Source organism: Gluconobacter oxydans (assembly GCF_006539685.1).
In the GTDB taxonomy this organism is placed as follows: domain Bacteria; phylum Pseudomonadota; class Alphaproteobacteria; order Acetobacterales; family Acetobacteraceae; genus Gluconobacter; species Gluconobacter oxydans.
Window position 1 is genome coordinate 143,822 of record NZ_BJNM01000001.1, and the last position, 26,973, is coordinate 170,794.

Consider the following 26,973-nt stretch of genomic DNA (forward strand, 5'->3'; position numbering starts at 1 on the left):
GGGCGGGAAGAGGGCCAGCGGTTTTCAGTAGCGCTCGGGCACGAGCATGTCATCGGGCGTGGGTTCGCGCTCGTAATCCGGATGGAACACGCGCTCGGGCAGGACCACTTCGGGGCGGGTGACAGGTTCGTAGGGCACGAGGGACAGCAGATGCGCGATGCAGTTCAGGCGCGCGCGCTTCTTGTCGACGGCCGGAACGACCCACCACGGGGCTTCGGGAATGCTGGAGCGTTCCAGCATGACTTCCTTGGCCAGGGTATAGTTTTCCCAGCGGCGGCGGCTTTCAAGGTCCATCGGGCTGAGCTTCCACTGCTTCAGCGGGTCCTCGATGCGGGCGCGGAAGCGTGATTCCTGCTCCTCGTCGGTGATCGAGAACCAGAACTTGATGACCCGGATGCCGCTGCGGACCAGCATCCGCTCGAATTCCGGAACGGAGCGGAAGAACTCTTCGTATTCCTCCTCCGTGCAGAACCCCATGACGCGCTCGACGCCGGCGCGGTTATACCAGCTGCGGTCGAACAGGACGATTTCGCCCGCGGCCGGAAGATGGGCCACATAGCGCTGGAAATACCACTGCGTGCGCTCGCGGTCATTCGGGGCGGGCAGGGCGGCGACGCGGCAGATGCGCGGGTTCAGGCGCTGGGTGATGCGCTTGATGGCGCCTCCCTTGCCGGCAGCGTCACGCCCCTCGAACACGACGACAATGCGCTCGCCCGTGGCCTTGACCCAGTCCTGAAGCTTGATGAGCTCGCCCTGAAGGCGGATCAACTCGCGGAAATAGGTGCGACGGAAAGCACGCTCCGCAGGATCGAGGCCTTTCCCTTCGTTTTCTTCCAGGGAGAGCTCGAATTCCTCATCCAGGTCATCGATGATTTCGTAGCGCATGCGCTCCCGGGCCTGTTCGTCTGGCGAAAGGCCCACGAAATCGTTGTCCTGCGTCATGGATTGGTTCCTTTGTCATCGGCATCACGGGCCGTGAACGGAACCTTACCGGGCACAGGGCCGCCGAAGTTTGAAAGTTAATTGAAATCATAATGTAGGTTTTCAGAATGTCGTGGTCATGTTCAGTCCCAGAACGGCGCCGCGGGATGCGGAAACCGCCCCTTTTTCCGGCTCCTGTCCACCAAGGTTCCAGAAATACTGGAAGTCCGGCTGAAGGGTGATGTAGTCGCGCACGGGGAGCTGCCACGTCAGTTCGATATGATGTTCCGGCACCAGAAGTCGGCCCGAACTGTCCGACAGGCGGATGACGTCCCGCGCGTTTTCCTTTGCGCGATGACTGTAAAACCCGGTGCCCCAGCCGATCCCGATCACATCATTGGGGCGGGACGGGACGAAACCCTGAAAGGTCAGACCGGCCTCCACTTCCGTCGTGAAGCGGTTGCGCGTCCCGCTGGCAAGGGTGGCGCGGACGAAGGCGTTGATCGCCTTTACGGGCTCGCTCACCGTGCGCCACAGGGCCTGATCCAGCACGACATATCCCAGCCAGGTTCCGGAATGATACAGCGGTTTCCCCGTGCTGTCGGGACTGCCGAGCAGGCCGCCATGACTGTCATAGCGCGGGTCGGGGAAGCGTCCGGTATCGTACAGGCCACCGATTTTCCATGTTCCGGGAAGGGCTGGCGCGTCCTTTCCCGAAAGACTTTGGGCGGCATCCACCCAGAGCTGCGCTTCCCCCATGAACAATGTGCCGCCGCTGGTGGAAAAGGTTGTGCCCGACGGGTCGATGCGGGTCGGGCTGATGTTGCTGTAAAACGGCCCTTTGGTCGGATTGTCGTCGGTGATGGCCAGCATGAGCACCAGCGGATAGGCGGGGGACCATTTGATCCGGGTGCCGACGGCGGAAAAGGGCCATGAGGGGCCGCCCGAATAGAGATTGCTGGACGTCGAGAGCGGCCAGCCGAAACTGGCATTCAGAAACAGGGACGCGTTCTGGCTGACAAGAAACTCGGTATCCAGATCGATCGTGCCGACGCGGATATCCAGCCGGTTTCCGAAGAAACCCTGCCCGTACCAGAGCTCGAACAGGCGCGTCGTGCGGCCCGCATCATAACCACTGACCGGGTTCAGCGACCCAAGGCGTTCTCCGGCAAGCGAACGTCCCCGCACCTGAATGGCACTGATATTGAGCAGCCCGTCATGCCAGCCAAAGGCGCGCCGGGTTTCCAGCAGAAGTGTTGCTGCCGTCATGCCGTCATAGGTCGGACCAGGATGCATGCCGCCCGAGGTCAGGCCCCAGATTTCCTCGACGTCCTGAAGATTGAACCTGATCCCCTTGCGGGCCAGCCAGGAGCGTGCGCCACCCACATTGCCGAGAAGTTCGGTGCCGGTGTCCTCAGGGGGCAGGACAAATCCAGGCGCGGGCGAGGGCAGCGGCACGCCGGAAGGCAGAACATCCGTGACCAGTGGCGCTGTGGCAGCATGTGCTGTCCCGATCAGGACCCCCAGAACACTGCACAGACCGGCCAGACGCCAACGATCCGGAACGCGGTCTGACAAGACGGGTCCCCTTTACCCAAGGTGCTGGAATGTCACGATCATTCACAGCAAGGGGAGGGGGATGGGAAGTGAAGTTATTATGACGTCCGCTCAGGGCCAGCTGGCCAGAATCCTTTCTTTTACGGGCGTCGGTAACGGCACGTAATCCAGATCCCGCGTGGCATCATCGCTCTGTTTCAGGCCGTATCTGAAAAATGCTTTTACGGCGGCGCGCGTTGCTGGGGCCGCCGGATGGACGGGAACGAGGGCGAAGGTCGCGCTCATGATCGGCCAGGCCTGAGCCCCCGGTGCGGCCAGAAGATTGACGGCATAATGGTCCGCATGGAGCCAGTCCGCGCTGCTGGCCGCACCTGTGAAAGCCGCTTTGCCGGGGGCGACGAACTGCCCGGCATGGTTTTTCAGCCGAACGGTATTCAGCCTGTCCCGACGCGCGAAGGCGTATTCCACAAAGCCGATCCCGCCGATGGACTGCCGCACGCTGGCCGCAACCCCGTCATTGCCCCGCGCTTCCGAGCCATCACCCCACATCCCGGCTTTCCAGTCGGGGGCGACGGCATGAAGATAGTCGCTGAAGACCTGACTGGTGCCCGAGGCCTCCTCACGATGGATGGGCAGCACATCCAGATCCGGCAGGCGCAGGCCGGGATTGAGCGCACGGATGCGCGGATCGGCCCATGACGTGATCCTGCCGTCAAACAGGGCGGCAAGCGTTGGTCCGTCCAGCTTCATCTGGTTGGACGCGATGCCGGGAACATTGATGACCACCACGATCGCGCCGATCGCCGTCGGGAACTGGTAAAGCCCCCGTTCATCCAGAACGTCCCCCGAAAGCGGGAGATCCGACGCCCCGAAATCCACGGCTCCCGCCATGATGAGCCTCTGTCCCTCGCCGGAACCGACGCTGCGGTATGTCAGGGAAAAGCCGGTCTGGCGGTGGAGTTCAGCGCTCCAGGCTCGGTAAAGGGGCGCGGCGAAGCTCGATCCGCCCCCTGTGAGAGTGGCGGAATGCGCCGTCCCGAAGACCATGACAACAAGAGCGACCGCAAGGCCGCGCGCGATAAACCCCACACGATGAAACATGCCTGACCACGCTCCGTTCTGATGCTCCGGCTGCCCTGTCAGTATCACTGCGGGGAACGTCGTGACCATGCCTGTCATCAAGGTTTAAGCGGTCACCTGTGGCCTCGAAGCAACAATGTCATTATTACACAATATTGCTAATGAGAATCATTTGCATTAACATCTGGGATGCGGGAAACAGACCCCAGTCAGAACGTCGCGGCGGTTTTGCCTGACGCGTGGTCCCTTCGGGATCAGGCGGAAGCCGGCGGAAGATTTGTGAAGTTTCCAGAGTTCAGGTGCTGCATGCCTTCAGAAAACGATTTTTCGATCCCATCGCCATCGGGCGCATCCCTCAGGTCATCCCGCGACGGTTCGGGCCAGAAATGGTCGGCCCTCGTCATGCTCGCGCTCGGCGCAGGTCTGGGTGTCGCAGAAGCCGGGGACGCCGAGGCACAGGACGGAACGGATACGGGCACGACCGCGACCGACAGCACGATCAACCTCTCCGCCGTGCGCGTTCACGGTCAGGTGGACGCTGACAGCAGCAATACGAACAACACGTCTCTCGATATCGGGCGCATGCCGGGCACGGTCCGTGACACGCCGCAGACCATCAGCGTCGTGCCGAAAGAGCTGATCATCCAGCAGCGCCTGTTCACGCTGGATCAGGCACTTGCCAATGTTCCGGGCATTACGATGTCCACGGGCGAAGGCAATGGCGGCCTGAACGGCGACCAGTTCCGCATCCGCGGCCAGCAGGCGCGTGGCGACATCTATGAAGATGGCCTGCGGGACTTCGGAACCTATGTGCGTGACACGTTCAATACCGAGAGCGTCGAAGTCATCAAGGGACCGAGCGGCGAGTATTTCGGTGCGGGCAATGTGGGTGGCGTGATCAACCAGACGCTCAAGAAGGCGCATCTGGGCAACCATTACGATCTGGACCAGACTTTCGCCAGCGGCATGCAGTATCGCGGCACGGCGGATGTGAACTACCAGCTTGGCAAGCATACTGCCCTGCGCGTGAACGGCATGTACAACAAGCAGGACGTGGCCGATCGCGACAACATCCGCACGGACCGTTATGGCGTGGCGGCGGATCTTGGTTTCGGTCTGGGGACGAAAACGACCTATCACCTGAATTACCAGTGGCTCGGCAGCCGTGGCACGCCGGATTACGGTGTTCCGATGATCCAGATCGGCGGCATCTATTCCCCGATCACGAGCCATGGTCTGAACCGCGATACGAGCTATGCGCGCAGCTTCAACATGGACAATTCGAACATCCACATGGTGACGTCGAAGTTCTCGTCGGAAATCGCGCGCTGGCTGACGTTCAACAACGATACGCGTTTTACGCACTACCATCGTGACTACTCCGCAACGACCCCGAATGCCTGTACCGGAACCTGTGTCACGTCGTTCCTGTCAGGCGGCAACCCGACGCTGCCTTACGGCGCCGACGGTGGTGTGGCCTATCAGCAGGATGGCTGGGGCATCCAGAACGTTATGATGGCTCGGGCGAAGTTCAATACGGGCTTCCTGCATCATGACGTCCGCGCGGGTGTGGACATCAACTACACCAAGGACGACCGGATCATGGGCACGTATGTGAACCGTGTGAACGACCAGACGATCCGCAACCCGTCCTATTCCTCGCCGGGCACCTATATCACCTGGCCCTCCAGCGGGCACCGGACGGCGGATTTCCGCGATCTGGGTCTCTTTCTGGCGGACAAGATCCACATCACCAAGCGTCTGTCCCTGTTCGGAACGTTCCGCTGGGACAGCTTCGAGAGCACATACTGGAGTGCGGCGGCAGCCTCTTCGGGCGTGCAGTCCCAGTCGTCCAACAAGTTCAGCCCGTCCGCGAGCCTTATGTATGACCTGGACGACAACAAGACCGTCTATTTCACGTTCTCCCGCTCCTACAAGCCGGTCGGAACGGATGCGTCGTCTGAAATCACCAATCAGGCGAGCGTTGGAGACGTCCCTGTCAACGGAAAGAACCTTAAGCCGCAGCGCAGCGACCTGTTCGAAGTCGGCACCAAGATGGACTTCCTCAACAAGCATCTGGGCATGACGGCGGCGCTGTATCAGATCGAACAGAACAACTCGTACACCTACGACGAGAGCGGCAATATCATTACCGGCTTCCAGGATGCAGGAACCGGGCGTGAGATCCGCGGTGCGGAACTGAGCCTGACGGGCAAGATCACGAAGGAATGGGAAATCTATGCCGCGTATTCCTACATGGGCGGCAAGGTAACGAATTCTACCACGACGGACGGCAAGCAGGCCCCGCAGCTCCCGCACAACAACTTCTCGGTCTGGACGTCCTATGATCTGTCGCCGGTGCTGCTCAAGCCGGGTCAGGGCAAGCTGAGTGTCGGTGGTGGCGCGCAGTACAGCTCCGGCTACTGGGCGAACGAGGCAAACACGGCCCGCATGCCGTACAACTTCTCGCTGAATACCATGATTTCCTACCAGTACGGCCGGTATCATGTGCAGTTCAACGCCAACAACCTGTCCGATCACCTGAACTATGCTTCGGCCTTCAGTACGGGCCGTGCCGTGCCGCAGTCCGGCCGGACCTTCATGGGCAATTTCGGCATCGGTTTCTGATCCGGACCATTCCCCTGTCCTGCAAAAAACCCCGGTCTTTCACCCCGCGTGAAAGACCGGACCAGAAAGGAACGCGATGTCATCAGTGTCAGGAGCGCATCAGGATGACGGGACCGCCCGGCCTGCGCCTTTGCCTGTTCCCGAACAGGTGAAGGCACAGCTGATTCTGGCGCAGACCCATCTGGATGCAGGGCGTCGGGAAGACGCCTTTTCCTGTTTCGCGATCGCGGCGCGCAGCGGACATCCCGTGGCGCTGAACATGCTCGGTCGCGCCTATGAGCGGGGCTGGGGCGTGAAGCGCAACCCGGCCATGGCGGCGCGATGTTTTGAAACCGCGATCGAGGGCGGAGACGGCTGGGCCATGTTCAATCTGGCCGATCTGTTCCTGGCCGGGGACGGGGTGCCAAAGAATACGCAGCGGGCTTACCGGCTCTATGTGGATGCCGCCCGGACCGGAAACGCCAAGGCCCTGAACATGCTGGGGATCATGCACGAGGACGGTTCAGCCCCGGCAGGGGGGCCTGATCCGGACACGGCCCATCAGTTTTATCAGGCCGCGGCCGAGGGCGGGGACTGCTGGGCCTGGCTCAATCTGGCGCGTCTTGCGCTGGAACGGGGCGCCTGGTCCGAGGCAGCGGAGGCGCTTGAAAAAGCGCTGGATTGCGCGATCATCGGCGTGCCCGACGCCGTGCTGGCCCTGATCCGCCCCCATGCGCGGGAGCGCGTGTTCCAGGCTGTCATGATCCGCTGCCTTGCGCTGCTGGAGGCCCAGGCGGCGAGGGGCGTCTCCCATGCCGCCTGAGCTGAAACATCGCCTTACAGACCGTGCGTTTTTCATACAGAATGGTGAGGTGACAGCGCCTGAAACCATGACAGGATATTGGTTTCAGAGAAGGATCGCGTTGCATGGATGATCGTGTCGCACAGGTTCTGGAGCTTTATCACGAGCGGCTTCAGGCCGAGCGCGAAGAGCGCAATGCCGGGATCCACCGCCCCAATTCCGAACGGTTTCTGGCTGTGGGCCGCCGGACCGGACAGCTCATCAGCATTCTCGAACTGGGAACGTCCTACGGCTATTCCACAATCTGGCTGGCAGAGGCAGCACGGACTGCGGGCGGGCGGCTCGTGACGATGGAGCTGGAGCCGCACAAGATCGCCTATGCCCGCGACATGGCGGAGCGGGCCGGGTTGGCCGATTACGTCGATTTCCGCCACGGCGATGCGCTGAGCCTGATCGGCCGGATGGACGATGGCATCGACTTCGTCCTGATGGATCTGTGGAAGGACCTCTATGTGCCCTGCCTTGAGGCCGTCCTGCCGAAGCTCGCTCCGGGCGCCATCATCGTGGCGGACAACATGCGCGTTCCCGGTGGCGAAGATGCGCGAAAGTACCAGCAAGCCGTCCGCGCCATCCCGCACATGCTGAGCGTGCCGCTGCCCGTGGGGACAGGGCTCGAAGTCAGCCGGTATCTCCCCGTTTAAATCCCTGTTTTTCTGACATCAAACTGCGTCCGGCGCTGTGCCGGCACAAGAAAGCAACATGTTCAAGACATTCATGAACCGATACGGAACCCCACTGACGACCGGGTTCTTCATTGTCTCCGGCGTCACGGGCGTGGCGCTGTTCTTCCACTGGGGGCCGACAGCGTTTCATCCCATCCATGAATGGCTGAGCATGGTGCTTCTCGCACCCTTCATCCTTCATCTGGTGAAGAACTGGACCTCGCTGGTCAATTACGCCCGTCGCAAGACGCTGTATGTGCCGCTGATCATCGCGTTCGCGGGCTGCATCCCGTTCTTCTTCCAGGCACCCAGCGGCCATGCGGGTAACCGGCAGACCGCGTTCATGGCGCTCCCGGTTCTGGAACACGCGCCGCTCACGCTGCTGGCGCCTCTGGTCCATACGGATGCAGACGCTCTCGTGCACCGCCTTCAGGCACAGGGCTATACGGTCAGCTCGGCGGATCAGACGCTCGACGATATCGCAAAGGCGTCCGGACATCCCGTCAATGATACGGTGGTCGCAGTCCTTCAGCGCCCGCATGACCATGCCGGTCCGGGTGACGGATCAGGCCATGGGGGCCATCACCAGCACCCCGAACAGCATCAGGACTGAGATACAAAAGCCCCGGTCTGACCGGGGCTTTTTCATATCCGCCTGAAATCCGGTCCCCGGACACGAAACGACATGCAAGAGGATGCGAATCATCCTTGATAGTGAGAATGACTCTCATTATCGTCGATTCAGTATTCCCGCAGTTCCAACAGGTGCCGTGATGTCCCTTAGCTTTTCCCCCTGGCAGATGTTTCTCGACGCCGGCCCGGTCGTGCGGGGCGTCATGACAATTCTTGCAATGGCCTCGCTCGTGACCTGGACGATCTTCATTGCCAAAACCATCGAACTGCAGCGCCTGCGCTCGCGTCTGAAGAAGTCGGAAATCACGCTCGAAGACGCCGAGACGCTGGATATCGGCGAGGAATGGACGCGCACCGGATCGGGCTCCGGTATCGCCCATGCCATGGTCATGGCCGCCGAAGTGGAGCGTCAGCGCTCGCAGGACATTCCGGGCGACCGCGAGGGCATCAAGGAGCGGATCGTGCTGCATCTTGAAAGGCTGGAAGCCGCTGAAGGTCGCCGCCTGATGCGGGGGACGGGCGTTCTTGCGACCATCGGCGCGACGTCGCCGTTTGTCGGGCTGTTCGGCACGGTCTGGGGCATCATGTCATCCTTCACGGGCATTGCGGCCGCCCATGCCACCAGCCTCGCCGTCGTGGCGCCGGGCATTGCCGAAGCGCTTCTGGCAACCGCACTCGGGCTCGTTGCCGCCATTCCGGCCGTAGTCATTTACAATCATCTCGCCCGCCAGACGGCAGCCTGCCGCGCCTGTCTTGCGGATCTGACGTCGCTCGTGATGCGTCTGGTGTCGAGGGATCTGGCGCGTGGGATCAATGGCGGCAAGGTGATCCGCTTTGGCCGCGATACGCTGGCTGCGGCAGAGTAAGCTTCCATGGCCATCCGGATCCGCCATGCGGACGAAACCGTGCTCGAAGCGCACGAAATCAATGTCACGCCGTTCATTGATGTCATGCTGGTGCTGCTCGTGATCTTCATGGTCACGGCTCCGCTCACGACCGTCAACGTCCCCGTCGATCTGCCATCCTCCACGCAGCAGACAGCACCCCGGCCGGACGAACCCGTCTTTCTGACCGTCAAGGCGGATCACAATCTGGCCCTCGGCGAAAACGACGTGCCCGCCGCGCAGCTGACCGAAGCACTCGCGGCCGCGACCAAGGGCAATCGCGACGAACGCATTTTCCTGCGCGCCGACAAGACCGTGGATTACGGTACGCTCATGGACGTCATGGACCATCTGCGAAGCGCGGGCTATCTCAAGGTGGCGCTCGTGACGCTTCAAGGCCAGACGACACAAGGCCAGACGACCGGAACGACGCCCTGATGTCGGACGGGCTGATCTCCGCGCAAGCGACGCTGCCGAGTTTTCGGGAATGGTACGCCGCAACATGCCGTCTGGAAGACCGCCGGAGCGTAAGGCTCTGGGGTGGCTCGGCGTTGGGCGTTGTCGTCCTCACAGGGGCTGTCCTGCTCTGGGCGGTAACGTCTGCCCATCCCCAGCCCATTCTGGCGGCGGAACCGCCTCCGGCTGCGATCAGCATCGATCTCGCGCCTGTCCCCGCGCCGGTTCCGGCCCCGCAGCAGGATGTTGATCCCGGTCCGCAGCAGGCAGTGGCCTCGACGGAGCCGCAGCCGGAAGATCCTCCCAAGGTCGAAGCTCCACCAAGCCCCGCGCCCAGCCCGCCGGTCCCGGTGCCCAAGCCGGAAAAAATCAGGCCGCACAAGCCGAGTGTGCACAAGCCGCTCCCGCCCGTTCCGGTCAAAGCGCCGCCTGCGGAAAAGACAACAGCCCCGCGCACTGTGGAAGCCCAGCCCACGACCAGCCCGAGCGCCGCTTCGGCCAGCACGTCCAGTCATGCATCGCATGACCCCGTCACCTGGCAGGGCGAGCTTCTGGCGCGTCTGGAACGGTTCAAGCGCTATCCGCAGGAAGCCCAGTCCACGCATCAGGAAGGAACGTCCCTGCTGCATTTCGTCATGGACCGCAAAGGCCATGTCCTGAGCGCCAGCCTCAAGCGCAGCGCGGGGCATGATCTGCTGGATGCGGAGACGCTGGCCCTGATCCACCGTGCCGAACCGCTGCCCATTCCGCCCGACAGTGTGCAGGGCGATCCGCTGTCCCTGACGGTTCCCATCGAGTTCTATCTGGAACACTGATCCGCTTTCCCCCTAAACAGCGCGCAGGGGGAAATGACATGGATATCGTTCTCGGCGCCTCAGGACATGTGGGCGGCACGGTCGCCAGACGCCTGCTGGAGCAGGGGCGGCCGGTCACGGTCGTTCTGCATCGTCCGGAACAGGCCGCTGCATGGTCTGCCCGCGGGGCCAGCGTGGCCGTGCTCGATGTTCACGACACGGCGGCCCTGACGGCGGCTTTCTGCAAAGCCCGGCGCGCATTTCTGCTGAACCCGCCTGCCAGCCCGTCGCTGGATGTGGACCGCGAAGAACGCCGCACGATCCAGTCCATTCTTGACGCCGTCCGGGGAGCTTCTCTGGAAAAGATCGTCGTGCAATCGACCTATGGCGCGCAGGACAACTCGCATTGTGGGGATCTGGGGAGCCTGTACACTTTCGAGCAGGGCGCGCGGGAAATGGGAGTGCCGCTCTGTGTCGTGAGGGCGGCGTATTTCATGAGCAACTGGTACGGTGCTCTGTCCACTGCGCGGCAGTCAGGGGTATTTCCCAGCCTGCTGCCAAAGGATCTCAAAGCCCCGATGGTCGCGCCGCAGGATGTGGACGAACTGGCGGCCCGTCTTCTGGTCGCCCCAGTGGAAGAGACGGGTACTTACAGCATCGAAGGCCCCGAGACCTATACGCTGGAAAACGTCGCAACAGCCCTCAGCGCCGTGCTGGGGCGGGATGTGACAGTCGACGAAATCCCGCGTCCGGAGTGGCCGGAGTTCTATCGCAGTCACGGCTTCTGCCCCGAAGCCGCGCAGTCCTATGCCACGATGACGGGGATTTTTGTGGACGGACGCTATGAGCGTCCGCGCACGCCCTTGCGGGGTGCGACGGATCTTCAGACCTGCCTGCGCAATCAGGCGTCGATATCGTCCAGATAATCGGCTGACGGGACGAAGAACAGCGTGCCCGTAACAGGGCGGCTGTAATCCAGCAGGCGGTCGTAATTCCCTTCCGGCTTGCCGACGAACATGTTGTGCAGCATTTCCTCGGTCACGGACGGGGAGCGGGCATAGCCGATGAAATAGGTGCCGAACTCGCCCTTTCCGGCTTCACCGAACGGCATGTTGTCCCGCAGGATATCGACCTGCTTGCCGTTGCGCGTCACGACGTTCAGCGCGTTATGCGCGTAAGCGGGCTTTGTTTTGTCATCAAGCTCGACATTGGAGAGCTTTTTACGGCCGATGATCTTTTCCTGCATCTCGATTGGCAGGGTGTTCCAGGCGTCGAGATCGTGGAAGTATTTCTGGGTGATGACGTAGCTGCCGCCTTTGAACGCCGGATCTTCATCGCCGATGATTGCGGCTTCGCATGCTGCGGCGTTTTCCGGGTTTTCCGTGCCGTCCACGAAGCCGATCAGGTCCCGGTCATCGAAATACTTGAAGCCGTGGACTTCATCGACAACCGTGCACACGCTGCGCAGGCGATCCATGACCAGCTTGGCCATCTCGAAACACATATCCATGCGCGTGGCGCGGATATGAAAGAGCATGTCGCCGGGCGTGGAAACGGCGTGATGGACGCCTTTGATTTCCTGAAACGGGTGCAGTTCTTTCGGACGCGGACCGGGAAAGAGACGGTCCCAGGCGGCAGATCCAAAGCCGAGGACGCAGGAAAGCTGCCCGTTCAGGTCCCGGAAACCCACCGTACGGCGCAGCCCCGAGAGGTCCGCGCACAGACTGCGGATGGTCTTTTCCGCGTCCGTGCCGGGATTGATGTTCAGGACCAGAAAAATGGCGGCCCGGGTCAGGGGCGCGGCAACGGGTTGAGGCGTGGTGTCGGACATCGGAACAGTCTTTCCATCAGCGTGGCAATATATGTCTGCCCCGTTGATAGCGCGCTCCATGTCGAACGAACAGATTACGAAAACGGGTGAGCTCCGTTTTGAAATACGGACTGCGTGCAGTAGTGTCCGGCCACAAACGGAAAAAGGTTATCATGGACAGTAATCTGAAATGCCCGGTCTGCGGGTGCGAACACGTTTATCCGGATGGTGCGCTGTGGATGTGCCCGGAATGCGCGCATGAGTGGAACCCGGCCGAGACGGCAGCGGAGAGCGGCGAGGCTTCTGCTGAAATCCGCGATGCCAACGGCAATGTCCTGGCCGATGGCGACAGCGTGACGGTCATCAAGGATCTGAAGATCAAGGGCTCGTCCATGGTCGTCAAGGGCGGCACCAAGGTGAAGAACATCCGTCTTTCGGACGGCGGCGACGGGCATGACATCGCCTGCAAGATCCCCGGGATCGGCGCGATGAACCTCAAATCCGAGTTCGTCAGGAAGGCCTGACGGTTGGAGGGGGCACTGTGGTGTCCCCGAGGATCTGGTGGGCGGCTTTCAGCGCCGTATGCAGTTCGGCGTAGATATTGCCGTCCCCCAGCGCCGGGGTGATGTGGTGCCGGTCCATATCGGCCCGCAGATAGACGCTCACCCGCCCGAAGAGCAGCGCAATGCCGCGCTGGTGCAGTTGCGCGATCAGGTCCCGCAGGTCGGCGGCAGCGGAATAGTCGATGTCGGTGACGGGGCTTGCATCCAGCACGACACAGCGGACGGGATGGGGCGCATGCTCCACCAGATCCAGAAGATCCTGCCGAAAGCGCGTCGAATTGGCGTAGAACAGATCCGCGCAGAAGCGGAAGACGATCAACCCCGGCGCGCTTTCCAGCCCGTCTTTTGCGGGCAGGGCTTCCAGAACGCCGGCCGTCGGGGACTGTTGCAGCACCATCGTATGCGGCTCGTAGCTGTGCCGGACATGGCGGAACAGCGAGAGCGCGATGGCAAGGAAAATGCCTTCCTCGACGCCAACCCCCACAACGACGGCGGCTGTCGTGACGGCCAGCCAGAACTCACCGGGGCTTTCTTGCCGGATCGCACGCCGGCTTTTCAGATCGATCATGCCGACCGCAACGGTAAAGACGATCCCTGCCAGAACGCAGCGAGGCAGGGCTTCGAGCGGTCGCGTGAGGAACAGCAGCACCATGAGCGTCACGCAGGCGAACGTGACCTGTGCCACCTGCGTGCGGGCACCGGACCGCACGGCCATGGCCGTCTGCGTCGGGCTGCCATTGACGGTGAAGGTCCCGCTCAGTCCCGCTGCGACATTGGCAGCAGACAGACCCAGAAGATCGCGGTCCTCATCAACGGTTTCATGAAACCGCTCCCCGAAGACCCGGGACGTGGCCGCACTCTGCGCGATGATGACGAACACGCAGAACGCCGCGACAGGCAGAAGGGCCAGAAGCTCGTTCCAGGAGACGTCCGGCAGGCCGAAATGCGGCAACCCACCCGCAACATGTCCCAGTGTCGGAACACCGTGATGGGACAGGTTCAGCCCCATGCTCAGCGCAATACTGCCGATCACGACGTAGAGCCCGGCCGGAAGATGCGGCGCAAGGCGCTGCCCGGTCATGAGAATGCCGACCGTCACCGCCGAGAGAGCCGCGACCATGAGGCTCCCATGCGGGATCTGACGGAAGGTCTCGTAAGCCTGCACCAGCGGATTATGTGCGCTGACCGACACGCCCAGCATGTCATGCAGCATGGCGATGCAGACCTGCACGCCCACCCCGGCCAGAAATCCCGTCAGCACGGTGCGGGACAGGAAATCCGCCAGAAACCCCAGCCGGAAGACCCGCGCCACCAGCAGAAGTGCCGCGCAGAGGAGTGCGGTCATGCTGACGAGCGCGATGTAATGCGCGCTTTCGGGCGGTGCCATCTTGCCGATCGCGCTTGAGAAAATGGCCGCCGTCGCGGAATCAGCAGCCACGACCAGGTGCCGGGATGAACCGAATGCTGCGAAGGCCACAAGTGGCAGCAGGACCGTATAAAGCCCCGTGACTGCTGGCATGGCCGCGATGCGCGTATAGCCCAGAACCTGCGGAATATTCACCGAGGCAAGGGAAAGACCTGCGACAATATCCGTCCACCCGCGACGGGGTCCGGTGGGGTGCTGCTGTTCCGACATGAGATGTGTTCTAGGCCTTTGCGGGAAGGATGTCTTCACAATGTCCAACAGGTGGTTGGGTCCGGCCCGAAAATGCCTCATGATCTGGCAGCTCAAAGACGGATCTTTCGTCAGTGCAGTCAGAAGGAACAGGATCATGACCCACAGAGTAGCGCTCATTACCGGTGGATCACGCGGTATCGGTGCGGCGATCGCGCTGAAGCTGGCGCAGGATGGCTTCGATATCGCCATCACCTATGCCCGCAACGAAAAAGCCGCGCAGAAAGTCGTGTCAGAAGTTGAGGCGCTGGGCCGCAAGGCCGTCGCCGTTCAGGCCGATGGCGGCAGCACGGATGGCAATATCGCAGCCATCACGAAGACACATGAAGCCTTCGGACGTCTGGATGCGCTGGTGTGCAACGCGGGCATCTATCCCTACGGCCCGATTGCCCAGATGACCGTCACGCAGATCGAGGAGGTCCTGAACCTCAACCTGCGCGCTGCGATGGTCGAGACGGTTGAGGCCCTGAAATATATGAAGACGGGTGGCCGCCTGATCTATATCGGCTCGGCCTTTGGTGAGCGTGCGCCATTCCCGGGCATCTCGCTCTATGCAGCGACGAAGGCCGGTCTGATCGGCTTTACGAAGGGTGTGGCTCGGGATCTCGGCCCACAGGGTATTACCGCGAATGTCGTCGAGCCCGGCCCGATTGCAACGGATCTCAATCCCGAGGACGGCGCGGCCGCTGCTGTCATTCGCAAATTCACGGCCACGGAATCCTACGGCAAGGTCAATGATATTGCCCGCACCGTGTCGTTCCTCGCCAGCCCGGATGCGTCCTACATCACGGGTGCGTCCATCCTGGTGGATGGCGGTCTCGTCGCCTGAGACCGAAAACGGCTCCCTCGCTGTGAGGGAGCCGTCGTTGCTTCAGAAGCTGGTGGAGAGCGAGCCCATCATCGAGAAAGGCGGCTGGATGTAATAGGACGGTGCGGAATCCGCCGAGATCTTGTTGCCATACACACCCGTCGTGGCCTTCGCATTTTCCGCAAAGTAATAGACGCCACCCAGCTTGTACTGGCCGGTCAGGTTGGTGAAGTTCAGCTTGAAGACCGGCGACTGCGCGATGAAGAACTTCGGCAGATGATAGCCCAGGGACAGGGAGTCCGAGAAGTAGGACGGCATCGCCTGGTCGTTCATGAACGTCGAATACTGTTTGTCCGTGTAACGGATGCTGGCATTCAGGAAGAACGGACCTTCCGTATAGGTCAGACCGATGCTGCCCATGAACTTTGGCGTCATGATCGGCGTCTTGCCGCGCGTCTTCAGATAGTCGATCGACCCGTTATCGGCTGCAATCGGCAGATTGTTGTCCATCGTGGCGTGCAGGTATTCAAACGACAGATACGGCCGGAAGCGATGGAACAGCGGCTTGGTGGACAGCATCAGGTCCACGCCGCGGATCGTCTCGCCGCCCGTGTTGAGCGTCTCGCTGACCGGCACGTCATTGCTGTACGTGTTGAGCGACAGCAGGCGGTTGGTGACGTTGAAGTTGTAGACGCTGACATCCGCCAGGAAGACGTCACCCGTATAGCGGTATCCCAGCTCTTCCTTGATCGAATATTGCGGCTTCGCATTGGCCCCCGAGGTCGTCATGGCACCCGTGCTCGTGCTGTAGCGGGTGATCAGATTGACGGGTGAGGGCGCGCGGAAGTCGCCTTCGGCATTGATGTAGACCTGATGATGCGGAGCAAAGTCCCAGGACCAGGACATGCGCGGCATCGGGGAGACGAAGGTGTGGTTCGAGCTGCTTGCCGTGCTGGCCAGGAAGTCCTGACCTCGCAGGGTTTCGGACACAACCTTGATTCCGCCCGTCAGGGACATCTTGTGGTTCAGGAAGAACTGCGTGTCTTCCATGAAGCCGGAATTGAGGCTGTAGGAGCCGACATAGTTGGTCGAATAATAGATGTTGCCGCTGGTGGTGCGGTAATAGGCGGCCGTATCCGTGTCCGAAGGCTGCGCCCCGGTGACCTGATTCATGCGCGACAGAGGCGTCTTGAGGGAATAGGAATTCTCCTCGTGCCAGTAGCCGATCTGGCCGTCATTGTTTTCGCCATGCCAGTGAAGGCTGGCAACGACGCCGCCCTGCTGGTTGAGGGACATGGCATTGGTCGAGACAGCCGCGCGCGTGGCCGTGCTGATCTTGCCATCACCGTTGAGGTCAACCTTCTGCAGGGCCGTTCCCGCATAGGTATGGCCTTCCTGCAGGCGCGAGGCGCTGTTCAGCGTGATGGCCCCGCGCTGGTAATAGGGCGTGATGGTGACGCTGAAGAGATGGTTCAGCGCGAACTTCATCGGCAGGGACGCGTAGAACTGGTCCTTGTCCGAGCCATGCACGCCGTAATAGCTGCTCGGAGACGTTGCGCTGAAGGTAGCGTTGTAGCTGATCGGGGTCGTGACCGGCAGGCCGTTCTTGTCCGCATAGAAGTTCGCCATCGTCGGATAGCGGTTCTGGTAATAGAACGAGTGGTTGTAGCCCACGAAGAGGTCGATCGAGCTGCGCTCGCCGATCGTCTTGGTCATCCGGAAGTCCATGTGCTTGCGCTCGCTGGTGCCCGAGCCGCGCCAGGCGTCCGAATGCATGTTCGAGAACGAGGCATAGCTCGTGATGCCGGAATGGCCGATCTCGCCGCTGTCCAGCCGGATGAACTCGCGCGACGTGTTGAAGGAGCCGTAGCTTCCGGAGATGAAACCGCCGAATTTCTGCGAAGGCGCACGGGTGGTGATGCTCAGCGCACCGGCCGCGGCGGAGGTCAGCGGATCTTCAACCGAGATCGAGCCCGGCGTCATGGATTCCGAGGCGATGTTGTTGCTGTCGATGTAGTTCTGGATGAAGTTCGACGCGGCCGTCGAGGACCCGTTCGCGATCGGCATGCCATTGAGCAGGAAGCCGATGTCGTTGTCATACAGGCCGCGGCTGCTGATGGATCCGCCCTCGTTCCCGGAAGGATCTGGCGTCGAAATATTGACGCTGGGCAGGTTCTTGATCAGGTCGAGCGGAGAACTGGTCGGGCTCTGCATCTCGATATAGGCCTGCGTGACCGACTGAACCGAGCGCGCCGCCGTTTCCGCCCGCATCATGCCGCCACCGGGCGCCTGGCTCCGCTGTCCGAGAACGCTGATCGATTCCTGTCCGCCCTTCACTTCCGTCGAGGTGGGCGCGGCGTGATGGGTCGCCTTGCGGGCATGTCTGGTCTTCGTGGTGTCTTCGGCCCAGGCGGCATTGGCTGCAAGAACGGTTGCGCTGCTGAGGATCGTGGCAGCCGCCAGAATGGTTTTTCCACGCCCGGCAAGAAAAGAGAACGCGGGCAGTCGGCAGGGACGCACGGGGTCTGACGGGGCGGGGATTCTGGAAGACATGTCTGGCGGGATCCTGAAAAAACTAACGCTACGATACCGTTATGAATCTGGGACTGAAGATAAAGGAGATGATCATAAGAACATTCCGAAGAAATAATTGATAGTTTCATAGTCTGTCGTAAAGCAGGGATGTCCATTCCGGCGCGGAAATATGGGTACGCCGGAACGTTCCCGGTTCAGAGCAGGCGTCTGGCTCCGAAAATTGCGCTCGCCGAGATCAGGGCGGTCAGCCCCAGATAGAACGCCGGGGCCTGTTCCGTACCGCTCCAGGATATCAGGGCTGCGTTCGTCAGCGGTGCGAGACCGCCGAACAGGACGACGCCAAAGGAATAGCCGATCGTCAGGCCACGCCCGCGCAGGCGGTCCGGGAACAGAAGGCCGATGAAGCCGTCCAGAGCCGCGAAATAGAGCAGCCCGATGACGTTGAACAGAAGCGGCATGACAAGGATGCTCTCCGGCCATATCGAGACCAGCCGGAACATCGGCCAGGGCAGGCAGAACAGCAGGGCGCAGGACAGGAGCATCGGCGTGATGCTGCGGGTCCTGTCGAAATAATCCGCCAGCTTCCAGCGCAGGGGCGTGAACACAAGCTGCCCCCATAGGTCAGCAGTGCCGACGCATAGGCCAGCCGGGCCGCGACATGGAAGTGCAGCCGGGCATAATGGGGCATGTAGATGCCCAGATAGGTAATGCCGCTTCCCAGCGCGACGGCCCCCATGACAGCGAGCGTGCGCAGCAGGTTCTCCCGCCTCAGGAACGGGGACGGAGCTGCGACTTTCGCAACGGGAGGCGAGGGGCGCGTTCGGATCAGCCTGAAGCGCAGGACCAGCGCCAGCAGCCCCGCCAGAGCGCCCAGACCGGCTGCGATCCGGAATCCATAGCTGTCAAAACCCTGCGCGGGCAGCCGCAGTGTCAGGCTTAGTGTGACGATCGCGGCGGCGAGGGAGGCGACGATCTGCCCGATGGCCTGCCAGCTTGCGGCCCGCGCCTCATGCCCCGGCGCCTGTTCGATCAGGAAGGACGTGGCACTTCCGAACTCTCCCCCCAGCGAAAACCCGTGCAGCAGACGCGCCGTGACGATCAGGAGCGGGGCAGCCATGCCGATGCTCTGATAGCCGGGCGTGAAGGTAATCAGCAGACTGCCGATCGCCATGAGCGCAATGCACAGGATCATCGTGAAGGTCCGGCCCCTGCGATCCGTACAGATCCCGAGCACGACGGCGCCGACAGGGCGTGCGAGCAGGGTGAAGCCGAAGGTCGCAAGGGTCAGCGCGATCTGGGAGAAGGCCAGCCCGGCAGGAAAGAAGGTCTGCCCGATGGAGCTTGAGAACGATGCGTAAATAACGAAATCGTAATATTCTATGATGTTGCCGAGAATGGAAGCAATGACAGGCAGCGTCATCCTGAAACGCGTGGAAGGCCTGCCATCCGCGTTCATGATGCTCCGGCTCCACCGGAGCCCGCTCCGCCCTGGCCTGATCCGCCGTGTCCTGATCCGGTCGGGCGATCCCCGAGATTGCGCATGATGAACCGGATGAAGGAATGCAGCGTCGGCGCGCTGTAGCGTTCCTTGTGATAGAGCAGATAGATCGGCCGTGAGGGCAGCGTGTAATCGGGCAGGAGCGCCTGAAGCGTCCCGGCTTTCAGATCGTCCTGCACCAGATCGGTCGGCAGCATCGCAATGCCCAGGCCGCCCAGAGCCGCGCGTCGCATGGCCTGCGTGCTGTTGAACAGCCCACGCCGGCGCATTTCCACCGTCACGCGGCCCTTGGGGCTTTCGAAATGCCACTCATGCCGCGCCCAGTGCCAGGGCGATGAGGACGTGTAGGCAAAGGCCAGCGCATCATGCGTCGCAAGCTGCTGCGGCACCAGAAGCTCTTCCCGGCGGTCGAGATACTCCGGGGACGCACACAGCGTCATGCGGTAATCCGTCAGCCGGCGGCACATGAGCGAGGACGGTTCAGGCACGCCCAGGCGGATGGCGATGTCGAACTTCTCATGCGTCAGATCCACGCTGCGTTCCGTCAGCACCAGATCGACATCCACGGACGGATTTTCGGCCAGATACCGCGCCAGACAGGGGGTAACGCTCTGGGTGCCGTAAGTGACCGGGGCCGTGACCCGCAGGGTGCCGGAAGGCAGGGTCTGCGCAGCCTGTGCCAGATGTTCGGTTTCATCCAGAAGTTTGAGAATGGACTGGCATTTCTCGAAATAGACGGCCCCGAACGCCGTGAGGCTCTGCCGGCGCGTGGTACGGCGCAGAAGGCTCGTGCCCAGACGTTCCTCCAGAAGGCGCACGTAATTGCCCACCATGGTGGGGGAAATACCGCAGCGTTCTCCGGCAGCGGTCATGCTGCCGGTCTCGACGACCGCCATGAAGGTGGTCATGGCCTGAAAAACGTTCATTGCAAACCGCTGGTTGATAATGTTTCCATCATAGCAGCATTTATCGGGGCGATTGAAGGCCGTAACGATCCTGTTACGATGTTTTCCGTTCCGACCATGAAAGTATGTGCTGCATCATGCATTCCAGAGCATTTCCTGCATCCCGTCCATTGGCTCGCAACCGTCTTTTCAGCCGGCGCCGGGCCAGCCTGTGCGGAGTGTTCGGCATGATGGGACTGATGCAGACACTGGCACTGGGCGGATGTGCGCAGACGGATCATGCGGCAGTCAGTCCGGCTCCGGTCGCGCCGCCCAGTACGGCCACGACCTCCATGGCCGCCACAGCCAACCCGCTGGCCTCACAGGCCGCGATGGACGTGATCCGCCGTGGCGGCAGCGCCGTTGACGCCGCCATCGCGGCCCAGATGGTGCTGGCCGTGGTCGAACCGCAGGCGTCCGGTCTGGGGGGCGGGTCCACGATCCTGTACTGGGACAAGGGCGCCGGAAAGCTGTCGTTCTATGATGGTCTGGCCGCCGCTCCTGCTATCGTGCCGCGGGATTATGCGCATGACGCGGACGGTCACGCCATTCCCCACGCCCTGCTGGAACGTAGCGGGCGCGTTGTGGCCGTTCCGGGAACGCTGCGGACGCTGGAGCTTCTGCACAGGCGTTACGGCAAGCTCCCCTGGGCCGACCTGTTTCAGGCTGCCATCGCCACGGCCCGCAATGGCTATGCGATGCCCGGCTATCTGCACCTCGTCCTGACGGAACGCCCGGAACTGGCACAGAAGGCCAGTTTCAAGGCCTATTTCGATGCGGACGGTCATCCGCTGCCCAAAGGCACGATCCTGCACAATCCTGCTCTGGCCGAGACGCTGACGCAGGTGGCGGCAAAGGGTGCGGATTACTTCTACGGCCCCGCTTTCGCCCGGAAGATTTCCGCTGCCGTGGCGACAGGGCCGTATCCGGGCCACATCACACCGAAGGATCTCGCGTCCTACAAGGTCCGTGAGCGTGCGCCGCTCTGTGTCGAGGCCTTTGGCCGTCGCATCTGCTCCGCTGCCCCGCCGGTTGCGGGTGGACTGTCCGTGCTCCAGCAGCTTGCAATCCTTGATCGTCTGAAGATCGGCCAATACCGCCCCGGCAGCGTGGAGGCCGCGCATCTTTTGCTCGAAGCTTCACGTCTGGCAGAGGCCGACCGTCGCAAATATGCTGCTGATCCCGACTACACACCCGTTGCAACAGACGAACTGCTGAGCCCCGCCTATCTGGACGCGCGTGCGGCTCTCGTCTCGAAAGGTGAGGCGGCAGGTCAGGTCCATCCGGGCGTGCTGAAGAACCGTCTGGCCAGCCTTCCGGTTTCGGACGCCATGACAGTGCCCGCCACGACGCATCTTTCCATTCGCGATGCGGCCGGAGACGCGCTGTCCTTCACCACGACCATCAATCTCAACTTCGGGGCGGATATCGTGGTGGACGGCGTCGTGCTCAACAACGCGATCACCAATTTCGCGACGCATCCTGTCGTGGACGGACAGCCGGTCGCCAATATCGCGGCCCCCGGCAAGCGCCCCATCACAACGATGGCGCCGACGATCGTATTCGGCGCGGATGGCCAGCCTGAAGTGATCGTGGGCGCTGGCGGTGGCGCGCGGATTATTGATTCCGTGGTGCAGACGCTGGTCGGCCACCTCGCCTGGGGCCAGAACATCCGCACGGCCATCGAACAGCCGCGTATCGGCGCACAGAACCGTGCGGAAGAGCTGGAACACGGCACGTCAGCTGCCGAACTGAAAACCGCGCTTGAGAGCATGGGCCATCACCCGCATGCTGCCGTGATGAATGCCGCCGTGCAGGCCATCACCATTGGTCCGGACGGGCTTACCGGCTGGGGCGATCCGCATCGCGACGGCGTCGCCCTCGGCCAGTAAGCCTTTGACCTTCAACGACATCCTTCCCATCCGCTGGAGAGCGTCATGAAGTTTCCTGCCCGTCTTTTCCTGTGTGCCAGCGCACTGGGAACGCTCGCCGCCTGCGCCACGCCGCAGCCCGCACCGAAACAGCAGGTCGCTGTGGTCGAGCCGGACCGTCCGCACGGCGATGGTGGCGTCAGCGCCTTCTATCAGCCGCCGGCGCAGCTTCCGGCCGGCCCAGGTAATATGATCCGCACTGAGGAAATTCAGGGCAAGCACCTGCCGGACAATGCCGGTCTGGCTGTCCGCACGCTTTACACATCCGTCAGCGGTGTCGGAGAGCCCGCGCCGGTGGCCGTCTCCGGGCAGATCATCTTCCCGAAGGGCACACCGCCGAAGGGCGGTTGGCCGATCGTAGCCTGGGAACATGGCACGACCGGAATTGCCGATATCTGCGCCCCCTCATGGCGCGGCTATTTCTCGCGGGACCGGGCCTATCTGGACCGCTGGCTGGCCGCCGGCTTTGCCGTGGTCGCCAGTGATTATCAGGGTCTGGGAACGCCGGGGCCGCATCCGTATCTGATGTATCGCCCCGAAGGCTACAGCGTCCTGAACGGGCTGCGCGCCTCGCTTCAGCAGTACAAGGGCACGTTGCGCAACCAGATCGTCCTTGTGGGGCAGTCGCAGGGAGGAGGAGCAGCTCTCGGAACCGGCTGGCTCGCCCCGCAATATGCGCCGGACCTGCATGTTCTGGGCACGGTGGCGACGGGTGTCGTGATCGCGTTCCACGTCCCGGCGCACACGGCTCACCCGCAGATCACGCGGGACAATCCGGAATCCCCGCACATGTCGGCGTCCTACGGCATCCTGACGGTCGAAGGCTCCATGACCAGCCTGCATCCGGAGGCGGATGTGCGGCAGTTCATGACGGAGAAGGGAAAAGAGCTCTCCCATCAGGCCCGTCAGTCCTGTCTGGGTGATCTGTTCAAATACACCAACGCTCATGACATGACGGAAGAGAACGTCTTCACCGGTGACCGCTCGCCGCTGGAACAGGGCTTCGATACGGCCTTCACCATTCCGGACGCGCATCTGAAAATGCCGGTCTTCGTGGGGACGGGGCTCGCAGATGACGAGGCCGGCGTGTCCCAGCAGTATGATGCGGTCGCCGCGATGTGCGACGCCGGAACGCCCGTGACCTGGAAGCAGTATCCGGGCCTGACCCATAACGGCGCGGTCAATGTTTCGGCTGATGATTCCGTGCCCTTCGCGCTCAGCCTGCTCAAGGGCGTCAAGCCGCGCGGGAACTGCCGGACCATCAAGCCGATCTCCAAGCTGCAGAAGCCGCTTGCCGGTGTCCGCTGGAACAACTGATCGGGTGCTACTTCGTCAGGCATGAAAAAACCCGGGAAAGGCGAGGCCTCTCCCGGGTTTTTTCTGTCCCGCGGCATCCCGTGAAGGAACGCCGCGGAGCCTGAAGGATCAGGCGAACTGCGCGGCCGTCTCGACTGCGCGGTCTGCAAGATACGGACCAGCGGCGCGGATCTCGATGGAGAGCAGGGCTAGGCTGTCCTGATCGCGCTCACCGAGCATCAGCAGACCATTGCCAGCCGTCCAGCGGCAGGTGGCGTCGTCAGCAACCTGCCAGCCATCCAGATCGGCATCCGTCAGATGCGACGTGATGGAGCGCGTGGCGCGGGAGTCGTACAGGACGACATCGCCGACCAGAACGCCCAGTTCACGACGGTCATCAACGAACGGTCCAACCGTCTCGGACGGACGGGCCGTGCGGGAGACGATGCGGACTGCGCTCACCTCGGCAGGGATCATGAAGATCGCCCGGCCAGCAGCCTCACGGCTCTGACGGATGACCGTGCCGTTATCGGCCACGAGATGCAGGTCTGCATCCTGGGTCAGTTCGGCAGCAGCCTCATGGCTTTCCAGACCGGCAGCGATGGCGCGGTCCGCGATCTGGCGGAACATCGGCTCCACCGTTGCGCGGTCCACGGTCAGGGCTGCGGCAGCATCCTGCTCCCAGCTCTTCTGACGACCACCGAGGCTTGCGACTTCACCGTGCTGGGTGAAGCTGCGACGGTTGCCCGTGTCGAGATAGCTCTCGGTCAGCATGCCGTCCGCCATGATGACGGAGTGGTTTTCCGTCTCGATGTGGAAGTAGTCATAGACGCTGATGGAGCGGTCGTAGAACACCGAGCGGCCGTTGACGAGCATGCGGGTCGGGACGAAACGGCCATCGATGAAGAGGCAGTGTTCCGGCGTGACCAGCAGGTCCTTGTTCGGCACGTTCGCGGCAATCGCATCCTTGAGGATCCGCACCGGATGACCGGAGAGGTCAGCCGAGGCGCCACCCTGTGCACGGACGCGCTTGCTGCCGACCCAGGTGACCTTGCGGCTGACGGGGCTGCCATCGACCCAGGCCGTAACCTCGTCGCCGATGCGCAGGTCTTCGACGGCCGCAGTGCCGGAAGGCGTCGTGATCATCGTGCCCGGCAGGAAGCAGATCTCGCTGCCCTTGGCGAGCGTGACAACCGTGCTGCCGTCGCGGTCTTCGGTCATCTCGGCGTGATAGTCGGAATAATCGCCTTCGAGGTCGATGGTGTAGCTCGCATCGCCTTCCGTGACGACGAGGGTGTCACCATTGATGGCGGCCTTGGCCACGCCGCCATACTGGAGGCTGTCGATGTCGATATGACCGCCGACGGCAAGGACCGTCTCGTCGATCTCGCCACCGGCATCCACCGTCAGCCACGCACCGGAAGCAACGGTGGTTTCGTCAGCCACGCCGCCGGACAGAACCGTCTCGAAAGCGCCCTGCTGCAGCGTGGTGTGATCGGTACGACCCGCATCATACTGGGTGGACCCGCTGCCGACCGTCGTCTCGCTTGCCGTGCCGCCCGCGCTGATGAACTGCTGGCTTCCGCCCTTCACCGTGGCGCTGACGGAGGCGCCGTACACGTAGTCCATGCCCTGCTGGTCAAGAACGGTGCCGACGGCGGTGCCGCCTGCGCTGACAGTCTCATGGGCATGACGCGTGACGGTGCTGCCGCTGGTGTAACCGCCGGACAGGACGTTGATCTTGCCAAGCGTGGTGGCGGTGTCACCGAAGGCCGAGCCTGCAACCGTGTCCTGACCGCGGATGATGGTCGCGCCGTTCTCGACGCCGCCGGCCTGAACCGTCTCGTAAGCCTGGCTGCCGCTGAGCAGCGTGCCGACCGTCGAACCGCCGGACTGGACGGTGATGTTACCCTTGGTTTCGGTCGTGCCGCTGGCAAAGCCGCCGCTTGCAACCGTCATGGAACCACCCGTTATGGTGGTGCCTTCCGCAAGGCCGGCATCGAGGAGCGTTCCGCCGCTGACAGCCGTGTTGATGGCCTGTCCGCTGGCGCTGACAACTTCGCTGCCGCTGATCAGGTTCGTGCTGACGCTGCGGCCACCGGCCTCGACCGTTTCCGTCCCGCCGGTCACGCTGGCATTGTAGCTCTTGCCGTTGGACAGGACATCGAGCACGCCGCCTGCGTTGACGGTCTCGCTGGCGCCCGTGCCGCTGGCATTGATCTTCTCGACGCCGCCATTGTTGATCGTGGTGTCAAAGGACATACCATACTGGCCGACGATTTCGGTGCCGCCTGCGTTCAGGACGGTGTTCTGCGAGATCCCGTTGTCGTACTGGACCGCGCCGGTGGACAGCGTTGCATGGTCGGCCAGGCCGTCAGCGTTGACGATCTGGAGGCTGTTGGTGGACAGCGTGGCGTCCTGCGACGTCCCATCCACATAGTCCATGCCCTGATAGGACACGGTCGTGCCGGAAGCGACGGCGCCTGCGCTGACATACTCATGGCCATGCGTGCTGACGGTCGTGTTGGCAGCCGTTGCGCCGGATGCGATGTGCAGCTCGCCGACGCCGGAGACGGCGTCATTGACGGCCGTGCCGGACAGCCATTCCTTGGCGCCGTTGGCGATCGTGGATGCGGAATCCACGGCGCCCGAAGCGACGCTCTGGAACGCGGCGCGGCCGCTGATGACGGCCCCGCTCGTGACGCCGCCGGATTCGACAACCGACCAGCCGCTGGTGTTCTGCGTGCCAACCGCGACGCCACCGGCCTCGACGGTCAGGGTACCACCGCTGAGCGTGGTGCCGAGCGCCGAACCCGCGTCATACAGATTGCCGCCGGAAAGGGTCGTGCCGCTGGCAACGCCATGGGCATAAACCTGCTCGTAGGCACCGGCATTGACGGTCTCGTTGACGGACTTGCCGCTCAGGACGACGTCGAAGCCGCCGCTGTTGACGACCGTGTTGTAGGACGAGCCGCCCTTGCCGGTCGTGTCGCCGGAGTCGCTGTACTCGACCATGCCGCCGCCATTGTTGATGACGGTGTTGGTCATCGTGCCGCCGTCGACATAGACCGCGTAGTTGCCCTGCGAGTTCACGGTGACGTTCGTGGCCGAGCCCGTGCCCTGAACCGTCATGCCGCCGTCGTTGAGGACAACGCCCGAGGCGCTCGCGCCATTCAGGACGATGAACTGGTCATGGAAAACGGTCGTATCCACCGCCGAACCGCCGCTGCGGACGATGACGGACTGGCTCTGGTCCTCGGTTCCGGCCGCGCCGGAAATGGAGGTGGCGGAAATCACGCCACCATCGAGAACGTCAACCGAACCGCCGTCGAGAACGGTGGTCGAAACCGTGCTTCCACCGGAGGACACGATCAGGATGTCGCCACTGGAAACGGTGGAACCGCTGACTGACTTGCCAGATGTAACTGTCTGTTCGCTCATGAGATAGCCGCCCCGA

Annotated in this window: 22 protein-coding genes; 12 read left to right on the top strand and 10 right to left on the bottom strand. The window is 62.4% G+C overall.

Annotated features, from left to right (window positions below; genetic code table 11):
• Window positions 1-24: 24 nt before the first annotated feature.
• The 3 genes from ppk2 to pstS form a co-directional block, all read right to left on the bottom strand.
• Window positions 25-942 carry a polyphosphate kinase 2 gene (gene ppk2 / locus GOX01_RS00595; RefSeq protein ID WP_011252117.1) on the bottom strand — a complete coding sequence of 306 codons (918 nt, stop codon included), beginning with the start codon at window positions 940-942 and terminating at the stop codon, window positions 25-27.
• 102 nt (window positions 943-1,044) lie between these two features.
• On the bottom strand, window positions 1,045-2,499 hold the full coding sequence (locus GOX01_RS00600) for a carbohydrate porin (RefSeq protein WP_011252116.1): 1,455 nt from the start codon (window positions 2,497-2,499) through the stop codon (window positions 1,045-1,047).
• A 90-nt stretch (window positions 2,500-2,589) separates the two neighbouring features.
• Window positions 2,590-3,579, bottom strand: a complete 990-nt coding sequence (pstS, locus tag GOX01_RS00605; protein WP_011252115.1) for a phosphate ABC transporter substrate-binding protein PstS — start codon at window positions 3,577-3,579, stop codon at window positions 2,590-2,592.
• Window positions 3,580-3,864: 285 nt separating this feature from the next.
• Between pstS and GOX01_RS00610 the strand changes: the two genes are divergently transcribed.
• From GOX01_RS00610 to GOX01_RS00645, 8 genes are all read left to right on the top strand, one after another.
• Window positions 3,865-6,186 (top strand): TonB-dependent receptor, encoded by a 2,322-nt coding sequence (locus GOX01_RS00610; protein WP_174787462.1) that lies wholly within the window; start codon window positions 3,865-3,867, stop codon window positions 6,184-6,186.
• Window positions 6,187-6,262: 76 nt separating this feature from the next.
• Window positions 6,263-6,988, top strand: coding sequence for a tetratricopeptide repeat protein (locus tag GOX01_RS00615; RefSeq protein ID WP_011252113.1), 726 nt, complete (start codon window positions 6,263-6,265; stop codon window positions 6,986-6,988).
• A gap of 104 nt (window positions 6,989-7,092) precedes the next feature.
• On the top strand, window positions 7,093-7,668 hold the full coding sequence (locus GOX01_RS00620; protein WP_011252112.1) for an O-methyltransferase: 576 nt from the start codon (window positions 7,093-7,095) through the stop codon (window positions 7,666-7,668).
• Window positions 7,669-7,726: 58 nt separating this feature from the next.
• Complete coding sequence (locus GOX01_RS00625; RefSeq protein ID WP_011252111.1) at window positions 7,727-8,302, top strand: hypothetical protein; 576 nt, start codon at window positions 7,727-7,729, stop codon at window positions 8,300-8,302.
• A gap of 160 nt (window positions 8,303-8,462) precedes the next feature.
• Window positions 8,463-9,188, top strand: a complete 726-nt coding sequence (gene exbB / locus GOX01_RS00630) for a tonB-system energizer ExbB (protein WP_011252110.1) — start codon at window positions 8,463-8,465, stop codon at window positions 9,186-9,188.
• 6 nt (window positions 9,189-9,194) lie between these two features.
• Window positions 9,195-9,644 carry a TonB system transport protein ExbD gene (exbD, locus tag GOX01_RS00635; RefSeq protein WP_011252109.1) on the top strand — a complete coding sequence of 150 codons (450 nt, stop codon included), beginning with the start codon at window positions 9,195-9,197 and terminating at the stop codon, window positions 9,642-9,644.
• Window positions 9,644-10,477, top strand: a complete 834-nt coding sequence (locus GOX01_RS00640; protein WP_011252108.1) for an energy transducer TonB — start codon at window positions 9,644-9,646, stop codon at window positions 10,475-10,477. The genes exbD and GOX01_RS00640 overlap by 1 nt, the downstream gene beginning before the upstream one ends.
• Before the next feature lie 38 nt (window positions 10,478-10,515).
• The gene (locus GOX01_RS00645) at window positions 10,516-11,382 is read left to right on the top strand and encodes an NmrA family NAD(P)-binding protein (protein WP_011252107.1); all 867 of its coding nucleotides are present in this window, start codon (window positions 10,516-10,518) and stop codon (window positions 11,380-11,382) included.
• On the opposite strand, the gene GOX01_RS00650 is transcribed toward GOX01_RS00645, so the two are convergent.
• Window positions 11,358-12,287: a Dyp-type peroxidase gene (locus GOX01_RS00650; protein ID WP_011252106.1), complete on the bottom strand. Its 930-nt coding sequence runs from the start codon at window positions 12,285-12,287 to the stop codon at window positions 11,358-11,360. The two genes, GOX01_RS00645 and GOX01_RS00650, sit on opposite strands and share 25 nt — an antisense overlap.
• A 152-nt stretch (window positions 12,288-12,439) precedes the next feature.
• Here GOX01_RS00650 and GOX01_RS00655 point away from each other — a divergent pair, with 152 nt between their 5' ends.
• On the top strand, window positions 12,440-12,790 hold the full coding sequence (locus GOX01_RS00655) for a zinc ribbon domain-containing protein YjdM (protein ID WP_011252105.1): 351 nt from the start codon (window positions 12,440-12,442) through the stop codon (window positions 12,788-12,790).
• Here the strand turns inward: GOX01_RS00655 and GOX01_RS00660 are convergent.
• Window positions 12,777-14,465 (bottom strand): SulP family inorganic anion transporter, encoded by a 1,689-nt coding sequence (locus GOX01_RS00660; protein ID WP_062269622.1) that lies wholly within the window; start codon window positions 14,463-14,465, stop codon window positions 12,777-12,779. The two genes, GOX01_RS00655 and GOX01_RS00660, sit on opposite strands and share 14 nt — an antisense overlap.
• 136 nt (window positions 14,466-14,601) lie before the next feature.
• Here GOX01_RS00660 and GOX01_RS00665 point away from each other — a divergent pair, with 136 nt between their 5' ends.
• Window positions 14,602-15,333, top strand: a complete 732-nt coding sequence (locus GOX01_RS00665; RefSeq protein ID WP_011252103.1) for an SDR family NAD(P)-dependent oxidoreductase — start codon at window positions 14,602-14,604, stop codon at window positions 15,331-15,333.
• Between the two features lie 42 nt (window positions 15,334-15,375).
• Here GOX01_RS00665 and GOX01_RS00670 read toward each other — a convergent pair whose 3' ends face one another.
• The 4 genes from GOX01_RS00670 to GOX01_RS00680 form a co-directional block, all read right to left on the bottom strand.
• Window positions 15,376-17,865, bottom strand: a complete 2,490-nt coding sequence (locus GOX01_RS00670) for a TonB-dependent receptor (protein WP_011252102.1) — start codon at window positions 17,863-17,865, stop codon at window positions 15,376-15,378.
• A 176-nt stretch (window positions 17,866-18,041) separates the two neighbouring features.
• Window positions 18,042-18,305: a hypothetical protein gene (locus GOX01_RS13085; RefSeq protein WP_228119114.1), complete on the bottom strand. Its 264-nt coding sequence runs from the start codon at window positions 18,303-18,305 to the stop codon at window positions 18,042-18,044.
• Window positions 18,206-19,267 (bottom strand): MFS transporter, encoded by a 1,062-nt coding sequence (locus tag GOX01_RS00675; RefSeq protein ID WP_228119115.1) that lies wholly within the window; start codon window positions 19,265-19,267, stop codon window positions 18,206-18,208. Before GOX01_RS00675 ends, GOX01_RS13085 begins: the two co-directional genes overlap by 100 nt.
• A gap of 32 nt (window positions 19,268-19,299) precedes the next feature.
• A complete protein-coding gene (locus tag GOX01_RS00680; protein ID WP_231101040.1) occupies window positions 19,300-20,253 on the bottom strand; it encodes a LysR family transcriptional regulator in 954 nt (317 codons plus the stop codon).
• Between the two features lie 224 nt (window positions 20,254-20,477).
• On the opposite strand from GOX01_RS00680, the gene ggt reads away from it, so the two are divergent.
• Together ggt and GOX01_RS00690 are read left to right on the top strand one after the other, a co-directional pair.
• Window positions 20,478-22,181 carry a gamma-glutamyltransferase gene (gene ggt, locus GOX01_RS00685; RefSeq protein WP_011252099.1) on the top strand — a complete coding sequence of 568 codons (1,704 nt, stop codon included), beginning with the start codon at window positions 20,478-20,480 and terminating at the stop codon, window positions 22,179-22,181.
• 45 nt (window positions 22,182-22,226) lie between these two features.
• Complete coding sequence (locus tag GOX01_RS00690) at window positions 22,227-23,537, top strand: lipase family protein (RefSeq protein WP_062269618.1); 1,311 nt, start codon at window positions 22,227-22,229, stop codon at window positions 23,535-23,537.
• 108 nt (window positions 23,538-23,645) lie between these two features.
• Here the strand turns inward: GOX01_RS00690 and GOX01_RS00695 are convergent, their stop codons facing one another.
• Window positions 23,646-26,957 carry a Hint domain-containing protein gene (locus GOX01_RS00695; protein WP_011252097.1) on the bottom strand — a complete coding sequence of 1,104 codons (3,312 nt, stop codon included), beginning with the start codon at window positions 26,955-26,957 and terminating at the stop codon, window positions 23,646-23,648.
• Window positions 26,958-26,973 lie beyond the last annotated feature (16 nt).